This is a genomic window from Streptomyces sp. NPDC041940 (genome assembly GCF_055589465.1).
Genome location: NZ_JBVJBP010000016.1, coordinates 1 through 21,205, shown reverse-complemented (window position 1 = coordinate 21,205; position 21,205 = coordinate 1). Strand labels below are relative to the sequence as shown.

13 protein-coding genes and 1 tRNA gene are annotated in these 21,205 nt (G+C 72.1%); 5 read left to right on the top strand and 9 right to left on the bottom strand.

Annotation, left to right across the window (positions count from 1 at the left end; genetic code table 11):
• The gene (gene sbnA / locus ACZ6I3_RS25405; protein WP_469417630.1) at nt 1-984 is read right to left on the bottom strand and encodes a 2,3-diaminopropionate biosynthesis protein SbnA; all 984 of its coding nucleotides are present in this window, start codon (nt 982-984) and stop codon (nt 1-3) included.
• A gap of 198 nt (nt 985-1,182) precedes the next feature.
• Between sbnA and ACZ6I3_RS25400 the strand changes: the two genes are divergently transcribed.
• From ACZ6I3_RS25400 to ACZ6I3_RS25380, 5 genes are all read left to right on the top strand, one after another.
• A complete protein-coding gene (locus tag ACZ6I3_RS25400) occupies nt 1,183-2,994 on the top strand; it encodes an acyl-CoA dehydrogenase family protein (protein WP_469417628.1) in 1,812 nt (603 codons plus the stop codon).
• Nucleotides 2,991-4,706 carry an acyl-CoA dehydrogenase gene (locus ACZ6I3_RS25395; protein WP_469417626.1) on the top strand — a complete coding sequence of 572 codons (1,716 nt, stop codon included), beginning with the start codon at nt 2,991-2,993 and terminating at the stop codon, nt 4,704-4,706. The genes ACZ6I3_RS25400 and ACZ6I3_RS25395 overlap by 4 nt, the downstream gene beginning before the upstream one ends.
• 79 nt (nt 4,707-4,785) lie before the next feature.
• Nucleotides 4,786-5,076: an acyl carrier protein gene (locus ACZ6I3_RS25390; RefSeq protein WP_469417625.1), complete on the top strand. Its 291-nt coding sequence runs from the start codon at nt 4,786-4,788 to the stop codon at nt 5,074-5,076.
• A complete protein-coding gene (locus ACZ6I3_RS25385) occupies nt 5,076-6,464 on the top strand; it encodes a condensation domain-containing protein (RefSeq protein ID WP_469417623.1) in 1,389 nt (462 codons plus the stop codon). The genes ACZ6I3_RS25390 and ACZ6I3_RS25385 overlap by 1 nt, the downstream gene beginning before the upstream one ends.
• A 49-nt stretch (nt 6,465-6,513) precedes the next feature.
• Nucleotides 6,514-8,277 (top strand): fatty acyl-AMP ligase, encoded by a 1,764-nt coding sequence (locus ACZ6I3_RS25380; RefSeq protein WP_469417622.1) that lies wholly within the window; start codon nt 6,514-6,516, stop codon nt 8,275-8,277.
• Between the two features lie 60 nt (nt 8,278-8,337).
• Here the strand turns inward: ACZ6I3_RS25380 and ACZ6I3_RS25375 are convergent.
• From ACZ6I3_RS25375 to ACZ6I3_RS25340, 8 genes are all read right to left on the bottom strand, one after another.
• Nucleotides 8,338-8,414 (bottom strand) — tRNA-Thr (locus ACZ6I3_RS25375).
• Between the two features lie 119 nt (nt 8,415-8,533).
• Nucleotides 8,534-10,174: an alpha/beta hydrolase gene (locus ACZ6I3_RS25370; RefSeq protein WP_469417620.1), complete on the bottom strand. Its 1,641-nt coding sequence runs from the start codon at nt 10,172-10,174 to the stop codon at nt 8,534-8,536.
• Nucleotides 10,175-10,290: 116 nt separating this feature from the next.
• Nucleotides 10,291-11,496: a DNA polymerase III subunit delta' gene (locus ACZ6I3_RS25365; RefSeq protein ID WP_469417619.1), complete on the bottom strand. Its 1,206-nt coding sequence runs from the start codon at nt 11,494-11,496 to the stop codon at nt 10,291-10,293.
• Between the two features lie 161 nt (nt 11,497-11,657).
• Nucleotides 11,658-14,954, bottom strand: a complete 3,297-nt coding sequence (gene tmk / locus ACZ6I3_RS25360) for a dTMP kinase (protein ID WP_469417618.1) — start codon at nt 14,952-14,954, stop codon at nt 11,658-11,660.
• Nucleotides 14,955-15,108: 154 nt separating this feature from the next.
• On the bottom strand, nt 15,109-17,937 hold the full coding sequence (gene topA, locus ACZ6I3_RS25355; RefSeq protein WP_469417616.1) for a type I DNA topoisomerase: 2,829 nt from the start codon (nt 17,935-17,937) through the stop codon (nt 15,109-15,111).
• A 247-nt stretch (nt 17,938-18,184) separates the two neighbouring features.
• Entirely contained in the window at nt 18,185-18,382 is a 198-nt protein-coding gene (locus ACZ6I3_RS25350) for a hypothetical protein (protein ID WP_469417614.1), read from the bottom strand.
• A gap of 264 nt (nt 18,383-18,646) precedes the next feature.
• Nucleotides 18,647-20,185 carry a DUF7059 domain-containing protein gene (locus tag ACZ6I3_RS25345; protein WP_469417612.1) on the bottom strand — a complete coding sequence of 513 codons (1,539 nt, stop codon included), beginning with the start codon at nt 20,183-20,185 and terminating at the stop codon, nt 18,647-18,649.
• A gap of 213 nt (nt 20,186-20,398) precedes the next feature.
• Nucleotides 20,399-20,980 (bottom strand): small secreted protein, encoded by a 582-nt coding sequence (locus ACZ6I3_RS25340; RefSeq protein ID WP_469417610.1) that lies wholly within the window; start codon nt 20,978-20,980, stop codon nt 20,399-20,401.
• Between the last annotated feature and the right edge of the window lie 225 nt (nt 20,981-21,205).

Here is a 21,205-nt window from a genome sequence, read left to right as displayed (position 1 = left end):
TCAGCCCTTCCACAGGTGCGATACTTCACCGAAGTGTTCGCGCACCCAGTCGTCGGAATAGATGGTGTCGAGATAGCGGTCCCCTCCGTCGGGGAATATCAGGGCGCTGACCGAGCCGGACGGAATGCGCGGCAGCATTCGCTCCGCCGCGGCGAGCGTCGCCCCGGAGGAACCGCCGGCCAGGATCGCCTCGCGGACCACGAGGCGGCGGCAGGCCGCCACGCAGTCGAGATCGGAGACGTGAACGACCTCGTCGGCCGCGGCCGGGTCCATCAGGGCCGGCACGACGGACGCACCGTGCCCCGGGATCAGCCGCCGGGTGGGCAGCTGGCCGAAGATGGCGCTGCCCTGGGCGTCGACCGCCACGATCTTGGTGCGCAGCCCCTCCTTGCGGAGGTGGTCGGCGCAGCCCCGCAGCGTGCCGAAGGTGCTGACGGAGCAGAAGAGGTAGTCGAGCCGCCCGTCGAGCTCCTCCACGATCTCCCGCATGGTCCGCTCGTGGGCCCGCGGGTTGGACAGGTTCGCGTACTGGTTCGGGGAGTAGGCGTGCGGGATGCTCGCCACGAGCTCCCGCACCCTGCGCAGCCGCACCGGCAGGAACTCGCCGGTCGCGGGGTCCCGCTCGTCGATCACCACCACCTCGGCCCCGTAGGCCCGGATGATGGCCAGGTTCTGCTCCGTGGTCTTGGCGTCGACCACGCAGATGAAGCGCAGATCGAAGTACCGGCAGATCTGGGCGAGCCCGACCGCCAGATTCCCCGAACTCGATTCCACGACCACGGAACGCCCCGGCGTGATCTCGCCGTTGCGCAGTGCTTCAAGAAGCATGTTGAGGCCGCTTCGGTCCTTGATGCTGCCACCTGGGTTGAACCGCTCGATCTTGGCGAAGAATTGCGAGCGTTCCCCGGGGAACACTCTCTCCAGTTTCACCAGAGGTGTGTCGCCGATCGTCCCCAGAATCCCCGAACCACATGTTTTCGGCATGGATTCCCTCTCACCTGTTAGGCGTGCAGTGGAGACACTAGTTCGCCTTTGGACGGAGGTAACGGGTTCAGTGCTGGCAGCCAGATGCAGACGCAGGATCCTGACACCGGGATCCTGCGACAGCGCTCCTCCCGGTGGCCAAGACTGGGGCCATTCAGAAATCCCGGAGTGCTCACATTCTCAGATTCAGGTGGAGTCGTGACGGAACCTCAACTCGCACCCCCGCGGCGGTACGCGCCGTACGAACGGGCCGGCGGATTCGACCGCTCCCTCGGCCATCCCGCCCGCCGGGACCTGCCGTTCTTCGCGGCCCGGCTACGTGAACTCGACGCCGCCGAGGCGTTCCCCACGGAGGCCGTGGCCCGGCTCGACGCGCTCGGCCTGCCCGCGCACTACGTGCCCGCCCGGCACGGCGGCGCCCTCCACAGCTACGAGGACCTGCTCCAGCTGGTACGGGTGGTGGCCCGGCGCGATCTGACCGTGGCGATCGCGCACACCAAGACGTATCTGGGCGCGGTGAGCACCTGGGTCGGCGGAACGGCGGAGCAGGCACAGGAGCTGGGCGCCCGCGTCATGTCCGGCGCCGTCGTCTCCTGGGGCCTGACCGAGCGCGCCCACGGCAGCGATCTGCTCTCCGGCGAGCTGACCGCCACCCCCGTGGCGGGCGGATACCGGCTCGACGGCGAGAAGTGGCTGATCAACAACGCCACCCGCAGCGACCTGGTCTGCGTCCTCGCCCGGACCTCCCCGGCCGGCGGCACCCGTGGCTACAGCCTGCTGCTGGTCGACAAGGCCTCGCTCGCGGACGGCGGTCACACCTGTCTCCCGGCGGCGAAGACGCACGGAATCCGCGGCGCCGACATCAGCGGCATCGCCTTCGACGGCGCCGTCGTGCCCGCCTCCGCGCTGATCGGCGAGGAGGGCGACGGCATCGAGACCGTCCTGCGCGGCCTGCAGATCACCCGCACGATCTGCGCCGCGCTCTCGCTCGGCGCCGGCGACCACGCGCTGCGCATCGCCACCGGGTTCGGCCTGGAGCACCGGCTGTACGGCAAGCGGCTGATCGACCTGCCGCAGGCACACCGCGCGCTCACCGAGGCCTACGCCGACCTCCTCGCCATGGAGGCCGTCACACTGCTCGCCTCGCGGGGCGTGCACACCCTGACCGAGGAGATGAGCGTCTCGTCGGCCGCGGTGAAGTACCTGGTGCCCACCACGGCCGACGAACTGATCTCCGCCATGGGCCAGTTCCTCGGCGCCCGCTCCTTCCTCAGCGAGGACTACGCACACGGCCTGTTCGCCAAACTGGAGCGCGACCACCGGATCGTCGGCATCTTCGACGGCAACACGCTGGTCAACCTGAACGCCCTGATCAACCAGTTCGCCGCCCTCGCCCGCGGCTACCGCGCCGGGCGCACCGACGCCGAGGGCCTGGCCGCAGCGGCCAGGTTCGACGCGCGGATCCCCGACTTCGACCCGGCCCGGCTGCTGCTGACCTCCCGCACGGGCAACAGCGTCGCGGCGTCCTTGCCCCGGGCCGTCGTGGAACTGCGGGAGCTGGTGGCGTCCGGCGAGGCGCCCGAATCCCTGCTCACCGTCGCCGAGAGACTGCTGCGCATCAGTGACACCACGCACGAGCAGATGGCCGCCCACCGGCCGAGCCCGCGTGACGTGCCCGCCGCGGCCTTCGACCTGGCGCACCGCTACACCCTGTGCTCCGCTGCCGCGGCCTGCCTCCAAGTGTGGCTGCGCAACCGGACCGGCGTCGCCGCCGACACCACCGCGACCGCGGGCCTGTGGCGGGACGGGCTGTGGGCCGAGGCCGCGCTCAGCCGCCTCGCCGAACGCCTGACGCCCGGAAGCCTGCCCGAGGACGGCGCCGACGGCTCGGCGGTGCTCGACCGGCTGATGCCGATGCTCGTCGACCAGTACGACAGCGGCGAGATGTTCTCCCTGCTGCCCTTCCCGCTCGCCGAGGCGGCCGGCTCCCTCGCCGAGGAGGCGTCATGACCGACCCGAACTCCGCCCCCGGCGGCCCCGACGTTCTGGAGATGGCGCTCGGCGACGCCCACGACCCGGACAACCCGCTGGGCTACGAAGCCGTCCTCGCCGCCGACGAGCGCGCCGAGATCCTGCCCGCCGGCGAAGCCGCGCTGGACGCTTACGGGTTCAACGCGGAGTACGTGCCCAGGCGGCTCGGCGGACGCCTGGGCCGGATCGACCGCCTGATGCGCATGATGCGTACCGTCTCCCGCCGCGACCCGACCCTGGCGCTCGGCCACGGCTTCACCAACTACATCTCCGGGTCGGCGATGTGGACCGCGGGAAGCGACGTCCAGCAGAAGCGGATGGCGGACATCCTGCTGTCCGGCGGCAAGACCGCGGCGGGCTACAACGAGCTGCCGCACGGCAACGACTTCACCCGCACCGACCTCACCGCGACACCCTCGGCCGACGGCAGCCACTACAGGATCGACGGCCGCAAGCGGATCGTGAACAACCTGGGCCGGGCCGACGCCGTCGTCCTGCTCGCCCGCACGGGCGCGGGTCCCGGCAACCGCAGCCACTCCCACCTGTGGGTGGACCTCACACAAGCACCGGCCGACCGGTTGCGCAGGGACTACCGCTTCCCCACGGTCGGGCTGCGGGGCTGTCTCATCGGCGGCGCCGACTTCACCGGCCTCGAAGTCCCGGCGGACGCCCCCGTCGGCCCGGTCGGCAGCGCGATGGAGACCGTCCTGCGCGCCTTCCAGACCACCCGTGCCGTACTGCCCGGCATGATGGTCGGCACCGCCGACACCCAGCTGCGCACCGTCACCCGCTTCGCACTCGACCGCACCCTGTACGGACGCAGCGTCGCCGACCTGCCGCATGCCAGGGCCACCCTCGTCGGCGCCTTCCTCGACCTGCTCGCCGGTGACTGCATGGCGACCGTGGCGTGCCGCGCCCTGCACGTCCTGCCCGGCCAGACCAGCGTGATCACCGCGGTCAACAAGTACGTGGTCCCCAAGGTCCTGCACCGGTCCTCGCAGACGCTGGGCACCCTGCTCGGCGCCAACTCGTACTGGCGCGACGGCAGCTACGGCATCTTCCAGAAGTTCTTCCGCGACCTGCCGGCCATCACCTTCGCGCACGCCAACGCAGCCGTCTGCCAGGCCACGACGCTGCCGCAGCTGCCCCGCCTCGCCGCCACCAGCTGGGGTACCGCCGAGGTGCCGCCCGCCGCGCTCTTCGACCTGTCGGCGCCGCTCGACGACATCGACTACCAGGCCCTGGAACTCACCTCGCGCGGCGCCGACCAGCTCACCGCGCTGCTCCACGACCACTCCGGCGGCCCGGCGCTGTCTCCCACGGCCGCCCGGATCGCCGCCCTGCTGCGCGCCGACCTCGACGACCTCGGCCGCCGCTGCCGCCGGCTGCCGCCGAGCGAGCACTCGGTGGTCGCGGGCCGCTCCGGCTTCGCCCTGGCCGAACGGTACGCGCAGCTGTCGATGGCCGCCGCGTGCATCGGCGTGTGGCAGCACAACCAGAACGGCGTCGACCCGTTCCTGCGCGACGACGCCTGGCTGACCGGCGCCCTCGCCCGGATCGCCGCCCGCCTCGGCCACGACATGGGCGCCCTGCCCGACGCGGTGGAGCAGCGCCTGTTCGCCGAACTGAGCGCGAGGGAGGAAGACCGTGCCGGTTTCGACCTCGACCGTTCGCGGCTCGCGCGCGCCTGACCCCGGCCCCTGTCCGTATCCGGACCAGAAGCCCTACCCCACCAATTTCCACACCCTTCACATCACCAGGAGCCTTCTCATGGCCACACCCGCCGCCACCCCCGGAACCACCGGCACCGAGACCACCGGTGCCGAGACGATCCGGACCTGGCTGACCGAGCGCGTCGCCTACTTCCTCGACGTCCGGCCGCAGGACATCGCCGCCGACGACCTGCTCGTCGAGATCGGTCTCGACTCCGTGTACGCCCTGACACTGTGCGGCGACGTGGAGGACGAGTTCGGCATCCTCGTCGAGGCCACCCTCGCGTGGGACCACCCCACGATCGACGCGATCACCGCCCACATCCACTCCGAACTCGCCGCTCGCTGATGGTCCGGGAGCGAGCCCTCTCCATCGGGCAGGAAGCGCTCTGGTTCCTGTACCGGATGGCGCCCGACAGCCCCGCCTACAACGTCCAGGCCGCCCTGCGGGTCCGCGGCGCGCTCGACGAGACGCGGCTGCGGCGCGCCCTGCGCGCGGTCGTGGACCGGCACGACGTGCTGCGTTCCACGTTCACCGAGACCGCGGCAGGCCCGCGGCGCGTGATCGGCCTCCCGGACCTGGTCCGGCTCCAGGTCCGGGAGGTCCCCGGGGTCACCGGCACCGGCCTGCTGGAAAAGCACGTCAAGCAGTTCGGCGACACCCCCTTCGACCTCACCGGCGAAGGAACGTGCCGTGCCCTCCTGCTGCGCGTCGCACCCGACGACCACGTGATCGTCGTCAGCACCCACCACATCGTCACCGACGCCACCTCCCAGTGGCTGCTGCTCCAGGACCTGCTCGACGCCTACGCGACGGACACCGCGCCGCCGCCCCTGGCCCGCGGCTACGACGACTACGTACAGGGCGAACAGGAACTGCTCGCAGGGCCGCGACGCGAACGACTCCTCGCCTTCTGGCAGGAGTTCTGCGCGAACGCCACCGCCGGCGAACTCCCCGCCGACCGGCCGCGGTCCCCGCGCCCGCCGGCCGTCTTCGACGGCGCCACCTGCGAGGCCCGGATCCCCGACGAGCTCGTGCCCCGCCTGCGCGAGGCGGCCAGGCGGGCGAGCGTGACCCCGTTCGCGCTGACCCTCGGCGTGTTCCAGGCCCTGGTGCACCGCTACAGCGGACAGCGCGACTTCCTCGTCGGCTGCCCGACGACCACCCGCAGTGGTCCCGGCATGCGCGAGGTCGTCGGCTACCTCGTCAACACCCTCGTCCTGCCCGCCCACTTCACTGACACGACCACGTTCGGGCAGGCCGCCCAGACGGCCCAGCGCCAGGTGATGCGGGCCATGAGGCACATCGGCCACCCGTACGCCCTGCTCGCCGGTGAGGAGCCGTACAACAGCCGGAACCCGCCCGTGCGGATGGTGTTCACCATGGTCGCGCCCGGCCGCCTCGAACCCCTTCTGATGCAGGTCACCGAGGCCGCTGCCCGCGGCACGGACACCGAGTACGCCGGCCTGCGCGTCGAACTGATCGAGGTACCGCAGCTGGAGGGCCAGTTCGACATCAACGTGGAGATGCGGCAGACCACCTCCTCGCTGACCGCCGTGTTCCGCTACGCCACCGACCTGTTCGACGAATCCACCGTCCGCCGGCTCCTCGACTCCTATGTGCGGTTGCTCGCAGAGGCGATCGACGACCCGGACGCCCCGGTGGCCGGCGCGGCCCTGGTCGAGGCGGACGACCTGGACGACCTGCTGGCCCTGGGCGAGGCCACCGACTGGTGACCGGACCCGCCCACCCACACCCGCTTCCTGCTACCCCCCGGGGGATCCCATGCTCACGGACGAACACACACTCACGCAGGCCCGCAGTGCCACGGCCCGCATCCGTACGAACGCCCATGTCACCCCGGACGACCCGGCCGTCATCTTCGTCCGTGACCCCGACTCGCCCGACGGGGACGAGACCTGGTCCTACTCCAGACTCGACCACGAGGCCCGCAAGATAGCCGGCTGGCTCCAGGAGAGGTACGCGCCCGGCGACCGGGTGCTGCTCCTGTATCCGGAGAGCCTGCAGTTCGCCGCCGCGTTCGTCGGCTGCCTCTACGCGGGCATGGTCGCCGTCCCGTCCTCGCTGCCCGGCCAGTACAGCCACCAGCGCCGTCGCGTGGACTCCATCGCCGAGAACGCGGCCGTCGCCGTCGTCCTCACCAGCGAGGCCGTCGCAGCGAACGTCCTGGACTGGGCGGCGTCCGACCCGGGCCGGGAGATCACCTGCGCCATCACCGACGGCCCCGGCCTGACCGCCGCACACGCCGAGGCCTGGCAGGTGCCCGACATCGACCAGAACACCCTGGCCCTGCTCCAGTACACGTCCGGCTCCACCTCCGACCCGAAGGGAGTGATGGTCCACCACGGAAACCTGCTGCACAACTCGTCGGCCCTCAGCTCCGCGTTCGGACTCGACCGCACCACCCGCTTCGGCTCATGGATCCCGCAGTACCACGACATGGGACTGCTCGCGATCCTGCTGCCCCCGCTGCTGCTCGGCGGCTCCTGCGTCCTGATGAGCCCGACGACCTTCCTGAAGCGACCGCACCGGTGGCTGCGGATGATCGACAAGTACCAGGTCAACTGGTCGGCCGCGCCCAACTTCGCGTACGAACTGTGCGCACGCCAGATCACCGACGAGCAGCTCGCCGAACTCGACCTGTCCTGCTGGCGCTTCGCGGCCAACGGGTCGGAGCCCGTACAGGCCTCCACCCTCACCGCGTTCGCCAAGCGCTTCGCCCCGGCCGGCTTCCGCAGCGACACCATGGCGCCCTGCTACGGCATGGCGGAGGCCACCGTGTTCATCTCGGGCACCGGGCCGCGTGAACTGGCCGTCACCCGCGTCGACGAAGCCCTCCTGGAACAGCACGAGTTCCGTCCGGTCGCCGAGGACCGGACCGGCCGTGACCTCGTCAGCTGCGGCAGGGCCGAGGAGTACACGGTACGGATCGTCGACCCGGCCACCCGCGAGGTGCTGCCCGCGGGCCGGGTCGGCGAGATCTGGCTGCGCGGGCCCAGCGTCGCGCAGGGCTACTGGGGCCGCGAGGACGCCACCGCCGAGGCGTTCGGCGTCAGCACCCTCGACGGTGACACCGGATACGTCCGCACCGGCGACCTGGGCACACTCCACCACGGCGAGATCTACGTCACCGGCCGCCTCAAGGAGATGCTGATCCTGCGCGGCCGCAACATCTACCCGCAGGACGTGGAGCACGGCCTGCGGCACCTGCACCCCGAGCTGGTGGGACTGTTCGGTGCCGCGTTCGCCGTCCCGGTGGCCGGCGCCGACGGCGCCACCGAGGAGCAGCTCGTCGTCGTGCACGAGGTACGCGGCTCGGTCGGCGCCGACGAGCTCCCCCGCCTCGCCGCCCGGATCAGGGGCGGCATCGCCCGTGACTTCAGCGTCCGGCCGGCGGCGGTGGCCCTGGTCAGGCGCGGGGCGGTGCTGCGCACCACCAGCGGCAAGATCCAGCGCGCCGCGATGCGCGCGCACTACCTGGACGGCCTCATGGAGAGCCGTCACGTGGACGGCCCGCCGACTGCGTAGGCACCACGGCCCGATCAACAGGAAACCCCAGGTCACATGCAATGCGACCTGGGGTTCCAGTGGAGCCGCCTTCGGGATTCGAACCCGAGACCTACGCATTACGAGTGCGTTGCTCTGGCCATCTGAGCTAAGGCGGCGCGCTGTCCGCACTATGGTGCGATCAGCAACGACGGTAAGTCTACACAGTTTCGAAGGGTGCTCCGTACCGGCCCCGGAGCGGCCCCGGAGGCGGGCCCTCCGGGGCCTGGGGCTGCGGTTATGAGCAGCGCTTTCCGTCCTCGGGCGGGGTGCCGCGCAGCAGGTAGGCGTTGATCGTGCGGTCGATGCAGGCGCTGCCGCGGCCGTAGGCGGTGTGGCCGTCGCCCTCGTAGGTGAGGAGGCGGGCCGAGGAGAGCTGGCCGGCCAGGGCCTGCGCCCAGCGGTACGGGGTCGCCGGGTCCCGGGTGGTGCCGACGACCACGATGGGGGCGGCGCCCTTCGCCTCGATGCGGCGCGGCTCGCCCGTGGCGTGCACCGGCCAGTACGCGCAGTTCAGCGACGCCCAGGCGAGGCCCTCGCCGAAGACGGGTGACGCCTTCTCGAAGTCCGGCAGCGCCCTGCGCACCTGGTCGGGGGTGTCGAAGGCGGGCGGCAGGTCCAGGCAGTTCACCGCCGCGTTGGCGAACATCAGGTTGCTGTAGGCGCCGTCGGCGTCACGCTCGTAGTAGCCGTCGGACAGGACGAGGAGTCCGGCGCCGTCGTCCTCCTTCATCGCGGACGTCAGGGCCTCGCGCAGCTGCGGCCAGGCGCCCTCGTCGTACATGGCCGCGATCACACCGGTCGTGGCGAGCGACTCGGTGAGACGGCGGCCGTCGGGGTCGCCGGTGGGGACGGGCTGGTCGTCCAGTTCCTCGAAGAACGCCTTCAGGTTCTTGCCCACCTGCTCGGGCGAGGTGCCCGCGCCGCCCAGCGGGCAGTCGGTCTGGCGTACGCAGTCCCGCGCGAACGACCGGAAGGCCGTGTCGAAGCCCGCCGTCTGTTCCAGGTTCAGCCGCCGCGCGGGCAGCGACGGGTCCATCGCGCCGTCCAGCACCAGCCGGCCCGCCCGGTCCGGGAAGAGCCCGGCGTACGTCGCCCCGAGGAACGTCCCGTAGGAGGCGCCGACGTAGTTCAGCTTCTCGTCGCCGAGCGCCGCCCGCACGATGTCCATGTCCCGGGCCGCCTCCACGGTGGACACGTGGCGCAGCAGCCTGGGCGCGTCCGCGCCGCAGCCCTCGGCGAACGTCCGGTAGGCCGTGACCAGCCCGTCGCCCTCCTTCGCGTCGTCGGGTGTGATGTCCGTCTGCGTGTACGTGTCCATGTCCGGCCCGTCCAGGCACTCGACGGGCTCGCTTCGGGCCACCCCGCGCGGGTCGACCGCGACCATGTCGTAGCGGGCCCGGACCTCGGCCGGATAGCCGATGCCGGCGTACGACTCCATGTAGCCGATCGCCGAACCGCCCGGCCCGCCGGGATTCACGAGCAGGGAGCCCAGCCGCTCGCCGGTGGCCTTCTTGCGGGCGACGGCGAGCCGGACGTCACCGGCGGCCGGCTCGGCGTAGTCCAGCGGCGCCTTGACGGTGGCGCACTCGAAGCCGGGGACCCCGCAGCCGCGCCAGGCCGGCTTCTGCGCGTAGTACGACGTGAGCGCCGCGGGGACGGACTTCGGCAGCGCGGCCAGTGCCGCCGGCTCCGCCGCCGCCGAGGCCGCGGACGTCGTCGGGCTCCCCGAGGAGCAGGCGGAGACGAGCAGCGCGGCCGTGGCGAGGAGGCCGACAGCGGTCCTGGCTCCGCCAGGGGCCTTGCGGTGGGCGCCGCCGGAGCCCGCGCGGCGGGGAGCGGGGGTGGAGGCGGAGCGGGGGGTACGCCTTGTGTACATCCAGCGAGCGTAACTCTGCGCGACGAAATGAGTGCCGTGCGTGCGTGTCGTGCCTCGTACGAGTTACAACGTCAATCCCGGGTCCGGTCCCTCGCGTCCCCCGGCCGCACCGGGTGTCAGCCCGCTCTGAGCGCCATCGTCATCGCCTCGACCGCGAGCAGCGGCGCCACGTTGCGGTCGAGCGCGTCGCGGCAGCCGGCGATCGCCTCGATGCGGCGGAGCGTGGACTCCGGGGAGCTGCCGCGGGCCAGGCGCTCCAGGGCGTCCTCGGCGTCCGCGTTGGCGATGGCCACGCGGGAGCCGAGCTGGAGGGCGAGGACGTCGCGGTAGAAGGCCGTGAGGTCGGTCAGGGCGAGGTCGAGGCTGTCGCGCTGCGTGCGCGTTCTGCGGCGCTTCTGCTTGTCCTCCAGGTCCTTCATCACACCGGCCGTGCCACGCGGCATCCGGCCGCCCTGGGCCGCGCCGAGAGCGGCCTTCAGCTCCTCGGTCTCCTTGGTGTCCATCTCCTCGGCGAGCTGCTTGGCGTCCTCGGCGGCCGCGTCGACCAGTTCCTGGGCGGCCTTGAGCGCGCCGCCGACCTCCTCCACGCGCAGCGGCATCCTCAGCACGGCGGCACGGCGTTCGCGCGCGGCCGGGTCGGTGGCCAGGCGGCGGGCCCGGTCGACGTGGCCCTGGGTCGCGCGGGCCGCCGCGGCGGCGGCGTTCGGCTCGATGCCCTCGCGGCGTACGAGCATGTCGGCGACGGCGTCGACCGACGGCGTGCTCAGGTTCAGATGGCGGCAGCGGGAGCGGATGGTCGGCAGGACGTCCTCGATGGAGGGGGCGCACAGCAGCCAGACCGTGCGGGGGGCGGGCTCCTCCACGGCCTTGAGGACGGCGTTGGCCGACTTCTCGTTCAGCCGCTCGGCGTCCTCGACGAGGATGATCTGCCAGCGGCCGGTCGCCGGCGAGGTGAACGACTTGCGGACGGTGTCGCGCATGTCGTCGGCGAGGATCTGCGAGCCGACCGCGGCGACGGTGGTGACGTCGGCGTGCGTGCCCACCAGTGCCGTGTGGCAGCCGTCGCAGAAGCCGCAGCCCGGGGAGCCGCCGAGGGCCCGGTCGGGGCTGACGCACTGCAGCGCCGCGGCGAAGGCCCGCGCCGCCTGGTTCCGCCCGGCTCCGGGCGGGCCCGTGAACAGCCACGCGTGGGTCATCTTCGACGCCTCGGGCGGAGGGGTGTCGGTGCCGGCCGCGGTGACCAGGGCGTCGGCGTCCCTGGCGGCAGCGTCCAGCTGGGCGCTCACCCTCTCCTGCCCGACGAGGTCGTCCCACACGGTCATGGGTCACGCCGCCCTTCCGTCACGTCCGCGGGTGCGGACCGTACTGCCGCTGCGAGGTCCATTGTGGGGGCGACCACTGACAATCCGGCCCCGGCCCTCTGCGGGCCGGGGCCGGGTGATCTTCCGGAGCTGTCTGCCGGACCTGTCTGCCGGGCAGGGCCTCAGCGGCCCCGGCCCCTCCCACGGCGCCCGCGGCCCTCGTCCTGCTCGTCCTCGTGCGGTCCGAGCAGCTCGTCCGCGAGTGAGGGCAGGTCGTCCAGCGGCGTCTCCTCGGCCCAGTCGGACCGGCGGCGGCGCGGCCCGTCCTCGGCGTCGACCTGGGGCATCTCGCGCGTACGGTCCTCGGTCCCGTCGGGGCGGGCGGCCGGGGAGTCGTCACGGAAGTACCCGGGCGGCACCCGGTCCGCCGGTCCGTCGCCACGTACGGGCGGCAGTACGGCAGTCTCGTCACCTGCCCAGGAAGGCGTGTCCTCGGCCCCGGGGCGAACCGCGGGCAGTACCTCGGTCTCGTCCCCCGCCCGGGGAGAAACCGGCGGCAGCACCTCGGTCTCCTCGCCCGCCCTCGGCGGCACCGGCGGCTTCGGCAGCTCGGCCGTCACCTCGGCGTCGTCCCGCACCCGGCGCAGCACGGTCGTCTCGTCCACGGAACCGGAGCCGGAACCAGAGCCCGAGCCAGAACCGGAGCCCGAGCCAGAACCCGAGCCGCCCGGGGCGTTCTCCGGTGTCACCACGGGCGTCGGCACGGTCGCCGCGTCCTGACCGGCCGACGTATGAGAAGCGCCCTGCGGAGCGGAACCCTGGGCAGAGCCCTGGGAAGAGCCCTGGGAAGGGCTCTTCGGCCCGGCCTCCGCCGCCGCGGCCGCCGCTTCCGCCAGGCGTCGCGCCTCCTCGGCCCGCAGCAGCGCGTCCTCGGCCTTGCGCTGCTTCTCCAGACGGAGTGCCTCGGCCTCGGCACGCAGCCGGGCCTCTTCCTCGGCCTGCTTGCGGCGCCTGTCCTCCTCGGCCTTGCGGCGGGCCTCTTCCTCGGCCCGGGCCTTCTCCTCCGCGAGGAGCCGCGCCCGCTCCTCCTCGGCCTTCTTCTGCGCTTCCTCGGCCCGTCGCCGGGCCTCCTCCGCCTGCCGCTCGGCCTCGCGCCGCTGCGCCTCCTCCAGCTCGCGGCGCTTGCGCTCCTCCTCCTCGGCTCGCAGCTTGGCCAGCTGCTCCTGGCGCTCGCGCTCCAGGCGCTCCTCCTCGGCCTTGCGGGCGGCCTCTTCCTCGGCCTTGCGGCGGGCGTCCTCCTCGGCCTTCTTCCGCGCCTCCTCCTGGGCCTTGATCTCGGCCTCGGACAGCGGCAGCACCTGGTCGAGCCGGTGCCGGACGACGGTCGTGACGGCCTCGGGCTCCTGGCCGGCGTCCACCACCAGGTACCGCCCGGCGTCGGCCGCGGCCAGGGTCAGGAATCCGGACCGCACGCGCGCGTGGAACTCGGCGGGCTCCGACTCCAGCCGGTCGGGCGCCTCGGTGAACCGCTCGCGCGCGGTCTCCGGCGCGACGTCCAGCAGGACGGTCAGATGCGGCACGAGCCCGTTCGTGGCCCAGCGGTTGATCCGGGCGATCTCGGTCGGCGACAGGTCGCGGCCCGCTCCCTGGTAGGCCACGGACGAGTCGATGTACCGGTCGGAGATCACGACCGCGCCGCGCTCCAGGGCGGGCCGTACGACGGTGTCGACGTGCTCGGCACGGTCGGCCGCGTACAGCAGTGCCTCCGCGCGGTGCGACAGTCCCTCGCTGGACACGTCCAGCAGGATCGACCGCAGCCGCTTGCCCACCGGCGTCGCCCCCGGCTCGCGCGTCAGTACGACCTCGTGGCCCTTGCCGCGGATCCACTCGGCGAGCGCCTCGGCCTGCGTGGACTTGCCGGCCCCGTCGCCGCCCTCCAGGGCGATGAAGAAGCCGGTGCTCGCGGGCGCCTGATCCGGGTCGTCGCCGCGGAGCAGCGCGTCACGCAGGTCCTGGCGCAGCGGCACTCCGGAACGGTCGTCGACCTTGGCCAGCACCAGCGCGGCCACCGGCAGCAGCAGGGCGCCGGCGAGCATCAGCGTGAAGGCCGCGCCGCCGTGCGCGAAGACGAACTTGCCGCTCTCCAGCCGGTGCGGCCCGATCGCCGCCGCCACCAGCGGGGCGATCACCGCGGCGAGCGCCACGCACACCCGGACGACCGCGTGCAGGTGCTCGGTCGTACGGGAGCGCCGGAACTCCTCGGTCTCCTGGTCGAGCAGGGTGTGCCCGATGTTGGCGGAGATGCCCGCGCCGACACCGGCCAGGGCGAGGATCAGCAGCACGGTGGTGACGTCCGGGACCAGCCCGGCGGCCAGCAGCGCGATCCCGGTGAAGGCGATCACCAGCGCGAGCAGCCGGCGGCGCGACAGCGCGGGCAGCAGGGCGGGCGCCGTACGGATGCCGACGACGACACCGCCGGTCAGCACGCCCACGAACAGGCCGTACAGCACCGGGCCGCCGCCCAGGTCCTTGGCGTGCAGCACGGCCACGGCGACGGCGGCGGACACCGCGGCGGCGACGGCCGCGCAGGCCAGTACCAGCAGCGGCATCGCGCCGGTGCGGCCCTTGTCGGCGCCGGCGGTCGTCTTCGGGCGGCGCAGCCCCTCGAGCGGCGACCGCGGGCGCGGGGTGCGCGTGGCGGGCAGCTCCAGGAAGGTCAGCACGGACAGGGACGCGGCGAACAGTCCGGCCGCGACGTAGGAGGCGAGGGCCGCCTGGTGCTGGCCGAACCAGTCGATGCCGACGCCCAGCAGGTTGTTGAACAGGGCCGCGGCGACGAGCACGACGGCCGCGAGCGGGATCGCGACGAATCCGGTGCGCAGCGAGAGCCGGCGCAGGGCGTCCAGGTGGTCGGGCAGCGGCCGGACCGTGGCGCCTTCCGGCGGCGGTGCGGGCAGCAGCGCGGGGGCCGCGCTCTCGCGGCACACCGTCCAGAAGCGCTCGGCGACTCCGGTCACGAAGGCCGTGACGAGGAGCATGGCCAGCGCGTCGTCGGGCATCCAGTCGATCCACAGCGGCGCGACGATGAGCAGCGCGGCGCGCAGCCCGTCCGCGCCGACCATGGTCCAGCGGCGGTCGAGCGGGCCGTCCTGGGAGGTGAGCGCCGTGAGCGGACCGAGGAGCACGGCGCCGAAGAGGAGCGTCGCGAGGACGCGCACCCCGAAAACGGTCGCCACTGCGAACGCCACGCCTCGGTAGCCGCCCCCGAACGCACCCTCGGCGACAGCCGCCTGGAGGGTGAGCAGGACCAGCACGAGAAGGGCCAGGGTGTCGCCCACACCGCCCACGAGCTGTGCGCTCCAGAGCCGCTTCAACTGCGGACGGCGCAGCAGGGCGCGGACGGCGCGCTCGCGGGAGTCCGCGACCAGGGCATCGTCGGGGGCCGGCGGAGAGGCCGTGGGGTGCTCGGCTCGCGTCATGCGTTCAGCCTATCGGGAGCCACCGACACCCTGGAGGGCCCGGTCTGGCATGCGAACGCCCCGGCACCAAAGTGCGCCGGGGCGTTCGCTTTCCGAACCCTGGGCGAAGATCAGGACCTTTACGGTCCGGATCCCGAACAGTCCTGAACGGGCCTCAGTCCTCCGCGGGCTTCGAGGCGGTGGCCGTCTTGGCCGTCGTCTTTTTCGCCGTCGTGGTCTTCTTGGCCGTCGTCTTCTTCGCGGTCGTGGTCTTCTTCGCCGCGGTCTTCTTCGCTGCCGTCTTCTTCGCCGGGGCCTTCTTGGCCGCCTTCTTGGCGGTCTTCTTCGCCGGCCCCTTCGCGCGCTTCTCGGCGAGCAGCTCGAAGCCGCGCTCCGGGGTGATGTCCTCGACGCTGTCGCCGGAGCGCAAGGTCGCGTTGGTCTCGCCGTCGGTGACGTACGGCCCGAAGCGACCGTCCTTGACGACGACCGGCTTCTCGCTCACCGGGTCGGGGCCCAGCTCCTTCAGCGGCGGCTTGGCGGCCGCCCGGCCCCGCTGCTTCGGCTGGGCGTAGATCGCCAGCGCCTCTTCCAGCGTGATCGTGAAGAGCTGCTCCTCCGCCTGGAGCGAGCGCGAGTCCGTGCCCTTCTTCAGATACGGGCCGTAGCGGCCGTTCTGCGCGGTGATCTCCTGGCCCTCGGCGTCGGCGCCGACGACACGCGGCAGCGACATCAGCTTCAGGGCGTCGTCGAGCGTCACCGTGTCCAGGGACATCGTCTTGAAGAGGGAGGCCGTACGCGGCTTGACCGCGTTCTTGCCCGTCTTCGGGGTGCCCTCGGGGAGGATCTCCGTCACATAGGGGCCGTAGCGGCCGTCCTTGGCGACGATGGTGTGGCCGGTGGCCGGGTCGGGGCCCAGTTCGTAGTCGCCGCTCGGCTTGGCGAGCAGTTCCTCGGCGAGGTCGACGGAGAGCTCGTCCGGCGCCATGTCGTCCGGGATGTCGGCGCGCTGGTGCTGCTCGGTGTCCTTCTCGCCGCGCTCGATGTACGGCCCGTAGCGGCCGACCCGCAGCACGATGTCGTTGCCCACGGGGAACGACGACACCTCGCGCGCGTCGATCGCGCCCAGGTCGGTCACCAGCTCCTTGAGGCCGCCGAGGTGGTCCCCGTCGCCGTTGCCGGCGTCGGCGGCACCGCCCTCGCCCGTGCCCTCACCGAAGTAGAACCGCTTCAGCCACGGCACGGCCCGCGCCTCACCGCGGGCGATGCGGTCGAGGTCGTCCTCCATGCTGGCGGTGAAGCTGTAGTCGACGAGCCGCCCGAAGTGCTTCTCCAGGAGGTTGACCACGGCGAAGGACAGGAAGGACGGGACGAGTGCCGTGCCCTTCTTGAACACGTACCCGCGGTCGAGGATCGTGCCGATGATCGACGCGTACGTCGACGGGCGGCCGATCTCGCGCTCTTCCAGCTCCTTGACCAGGGAGGCTTCGGTGTAGCGGGCCGGGGGCTTGGTGGCGTGCCCGTCGACCGTGATCTCCTCGGCGCTCAGGGCGTCGCCCTCGGAGACCTGGGGCAGCCGGCGCTCGCGGTCGTCGAGCTCGGCGTTCGGGTCGTCGGCGCCTTCGACGTAGGCCTTCAGGAAGCCGTGGAAGGTGATCGTCTTGCCGGACGCGCTGAACTCGACGTCCCGGCCGTCGGACGCCGCGCCGCCGATCTTCACCGTGACGCTGTTGCCGGTCGCGTCCTTCATCTGGGAGGCGACGGTCCGCTTCCAGATCAGCTCGTAGAGCTTGAACTGGTCGCCGGTCAGTCCGGTCTCGGCGGGAGTGCGGAAACGATCACCCGAGGGGCGGATCGCCTCGTGGGCCTCCTGCGCGTTCTTGACCTTCCCGGCGTACGTCCTCGGCTGCGGCGGCAGGTAGTCGGCGCCGTACAGCTGCGTGACCTGGGCGCGGGCGGCGGCGACCGCCGTGTCGCTCAGGGTCGTGGAGTCCGTACGCATGTACGTGATGTAGCCGTTCTCGTACAGCTTCTGGGCGACCTGCATGGTCGCCTTCGCGCCGAAGCCGAGCTTGCGGCTGGCCTCCTGCTGCATCGTCGTCGTACGGAACGGGGCGTACGGCGAGCGGCGGTAGGGCTTGGACTCGACGGACCGGACGGCGAACCGCGTCTGCTCCAGCGCGGCGGCGAGCGCACGGGCGTTCGCCTCGTCGAGGTGGAGGGTGTTCGCGCTCTTCAGCTGTCCCAGGGAGTCGAAGTCACGGCCCTGCGCGACCCGCCTGCCGTCGACGGTCTGCAGGCGCGCGACCAGCGACGACGGGTCCGACGAGTCACCGGCGCGGCCGGTCGCGAAGGTGCCCGTCAGGTCCCAGTACTCAGCGGAACGGAAGGCGATGCGCTCGCGTTCCCGCTCCACCACGAGCCGGGTGGCGACCGACTGGACACGGCCCGCGGACAGCCGCGGCATGACCTTCTTCCACAGGACCGGCGAGACCTCGTAGCCGTAGAGGCGGTCGAGGATGCGGCGGGTCTCCTGGGCGTCGACGAGCTTCTGGTTGAGCTGGCGCGGGTTGGCCACGGCGGCCTGGATCGCGGCCTTGGTGATCTCGTGGAAGACCATCCGCTTGACCGGGACCTTGGGCTTCAGGACTTCCTGGAGGTGCCAGGCGATGGCCTCGCCCTCGCGGTCCTCATCGGTGGCGAGGAAGAGTTCGTCCGACTCCTTCAGCAGGTCCTTGAGCTTCTTGACCTGCGCCTTCTTGTCGGCGTTGACCACATAGATCGGCTGGAAGTCGTGTTCGACGTCCACACCGAGGCGGCGGACCTCGCCCGTGTACTTCTCGGGCACCTCGGCGGCGCCGTTGGGAAGGTCGCGGATGTGCCCGACGCTCGCCTCGACGATGTATCCGGGGCCGAGATAGCCCTTGATCGTCTTCGCCTTGGCAGGCGACTCGACGATGACGAGTCGGCGGCCGCCCTCTGCGGTCTCGCTGGTCGGGGACAACTTCGCTCTTCTCTCCGGTCGACGCTGGGGCCTCCCCGGAGTCGCTTGCCCGGGGCTGGGTCGTGGGTGACGCTGCGGAGTGTGACGGTACAGCCCGCCCCCGTGTCAAACGGGAAAAGCCCGCAACGGCCACTCGAACGGTAACCCGACTACCACCATTCCTGCCGCCCGGAGTGCCCGGACCAGGCCCGGCCCTATGCGGAGCGCAACCTCTCGATTACCGGCGGGCGCGACGCCGACTCGGGCTTCAGAGGCGGGTGAAGCACCATGTTCCGACCACCAGGGCGAGCACCGCGACGACGCTCGCGAGGGTCGCCGATGCGACGGGCCTCACACCCTCGGCGACGGGACGGTGCTGGCGTACGCGCGTCACGGTCCACGCCAGTAGTCCGCCTCCGAACAGGGAGAACACCGCTCCCGCGAAGATCGCCAGTTCGCTCTCCATGGCCCCCGTGCCCCTTTTCCCCAGTCCGCGACTCTCCAGCCCCGGGAGGCTGACACGCGTGGGCGGCGGGCAGGCGAACCGTAGGTGAACGCCGGGGCGACGCGACCGTGGATCGAGGACGACCGGTGCCTCGGGACCCGTGCGGGACGAGGTGTTCAAATCGACTCGAAATTTATTGGTGGGCCTCTTCCCCGGGCGCCCCTCAGCGCGCCGGGTTCCCTCAGTGCGCCGGGTTCCCTCAGTGCGCCGCCCCGCCGGGTTCCCTCAGCCGACCGGTTCCAGGAACCCCTGCTCCACGAGCAGCCGGATCTGGGCCGGTGTGCGATCGCGCAGCAGCACCGGGTCCTCGCCGATCAGCTGGGCGATGGCGTCGAGGATGCGGCCGGCGCTCATCGTGCCGTCGCAGACGCCCGCGAAGCCCGCGCCCACCGTGTCCACCCGGGTCGCCCGGCACATGCCCCGGTGCTGGCGCAGCACGACATGCTCGGGGTCCTCGGCGCCGGGCATCCCGACCTGTTCCTGCACGACCTCGGCGGCCAGCCGGAAGCGTCCTTCGAGCAGGGCGGCGTCGTCGTGGCCGCGGAGGTGGTCGAGCCGGTCGAAGTGGGCCTTGATGGTGTCCCCGAGCGGCTGCTCGACCGGATGCGGCCATTCCTCCACCGTGAGGGAGGGCACGGCGGCGCCCGTCCTGCGCAGGGTGATCCAGCCGAAACCGACGGCCTTCACCTTGCGCGCCTCGAACTCGTCGAGCCATGCGTCGTACCGCGCCTGGTACTGCGCCACGTCGCCCTCGTGGTCGCCCGCGTCCCGCAGCCACAGCTCGGCGTACTGATTCACGTCCTGCACCTCACGCTGCACGATCCACGCGTCGCAGCCCCGGGGCACCCATGACCTGAGCCGGTCCTGCCAGTCCTCCCCTTCCACGTGCTGCCAGTTGGCGAGGAACTGCGCGAACCCGCCCTCGTTCAGCCGCTCCCCCGCCTCCTGAACGAGCGTGCGGCACAGATCGTCCCCGCCCATGCCGCCGTCGCGGTAGGTGAGCCGGGCACCGGGAGAGATCACGAACGGCGGGTTCGAGACGATCAGGTCGTACGTCTCGTCGTCCCGGACCGGGGTGAAGAGGGAGCCCTCGCGCAGCTCGGCAGCCGGGGCACCGGACAGGGCCAGCGTGAGACCGGTGATGTGCAGCGCGCGCGGGTTGAGGTCGGTGGCCGTCACGCGCGTGGCGTGCCGGGCCGCGTGCAGCGCCTGGATGCCGGAGCCGGTGCCGAGGTCGAGGGCGGCGCCGACGGGTGTGCGGACGGTGATGCCGGCGAGGGTCGTGGAGGCGCCGCCGACGCCCAGGACGACTCCCTCGTCGCGGCTGCCGATCCCGCCGGCGCCGCCGACCGCGCAGCCCAGGTCCGACACGATGAACCAGTCCTCGCCGTCGGGCCCGCCGTAGGGCCGCACGTCCACCGTGGCGGCGACCTCGTCCGCGCCGGCCCGCTCGAGCCAGCCGGTCTCCAGGCACGCGTCGACGGGCAGGACGTCCGCCACGCGCGCGTGCGGCACGGGCTGCTGGAGCAGGAACAGACGGACGAGCATCTCCAGCGGAGTGTCCCCGCGGGTCGCCCGGAGCGCGGGCACGGTCTCGCTCCGGGCCAGCGCCGCGTACGCGGGGGCGCCGAGCAGTTCGAGCAGTCCGTCGGCGGTGAAGGAGGCCCCGAGCAGGGCGTCCCGGAGCCGGGCGGCGACCTCGGGGCGGTCGGGGGCGGGCAGCGGGGACAAGGGTGACTGGCTGGCGTTACTCACGCCCTCCATTGTGGCCGCAGGCACCGCCGGCGCACGTGCCCGTGCGGGGTATCGCGCAGGTCTGTGCGGCTCGGCTCCGCCGTCACGCCCGGCTGAGCCGTCACACCCGGCTCCGCCGTCACGCCCGGCTGAGGCCCCCGTCACACCCGGCTCAGCTGTCACGCCCGGCTCAGCTGTCGCGGCCCCCTCACAAGTCGCAGCCGCCTCACCGACGGGTCAGCTCTAGGTCGCCGACGCCGGCCCCGTCGCCGCCTTGCAGCTCGACTGCCGGGCCATCGCCTGGCCGACCTCGCCCTCCTCCAGGTTCCTGAGCGCGTCGTTCCCGCTCTTGCTGAGCTTGTCCAGCTCGGTGGCGATGTCCTTGAGACCGTCGGCGAACTTGCCCTGGTCCTTCGTGTCGAGCTCGTCGACCTGCTTCTTCAGCGAGGCGTACGACGCGGAGATCGTGTTGAGCTCCGTGACCGCGTCCTTCTGCTTCTTCTCGCCGTTCTCGACGTCCGGCGCGCCGGCCTTGTTCACCGCGGTCCCGATCGCCTTGTAGGCGTCGGACATGTCCTGGAAGGCCTTTGCGTCGGTCTTCTGGACGTCCTGCGGCGTGCTGTTGTCCGAGGTCTCCTTCTGGATCGAGGCATTGGCCGACTCGATCTTCTTGGCCTGCGGCTGTACGGCGTCGCAGACGTCCTTGGCCCAGGAGTCCAGCTTCTCGTTTTCGTCGCCGCCGCAGCCGGACAGCGCCAGTACCAGTACCGCACCGCCGGACAGTGCGGCCGCGAGCTTCTTGTTCACCGGTTTGGTCCCTTCCATGGCTCTCGGCCCCGGAACATACACGCCAGAGGCACGGCAACCGCACGCCGAGCTCCCTTTAAGACCTTTTTGTTATCTTTTGCTCCGGGCGAGACAAGGCTCACGAGGTGATCGTGCGTACACACGGTGCGGGGGGGGGGGGGGGGGGGGGGGGGGGGGGGGGGGGGGGGGGGGGGGGGGGGGGGGGGGGGGGGGGGGGGGGGGGGGGGGGGGGGAGGGGGGGGG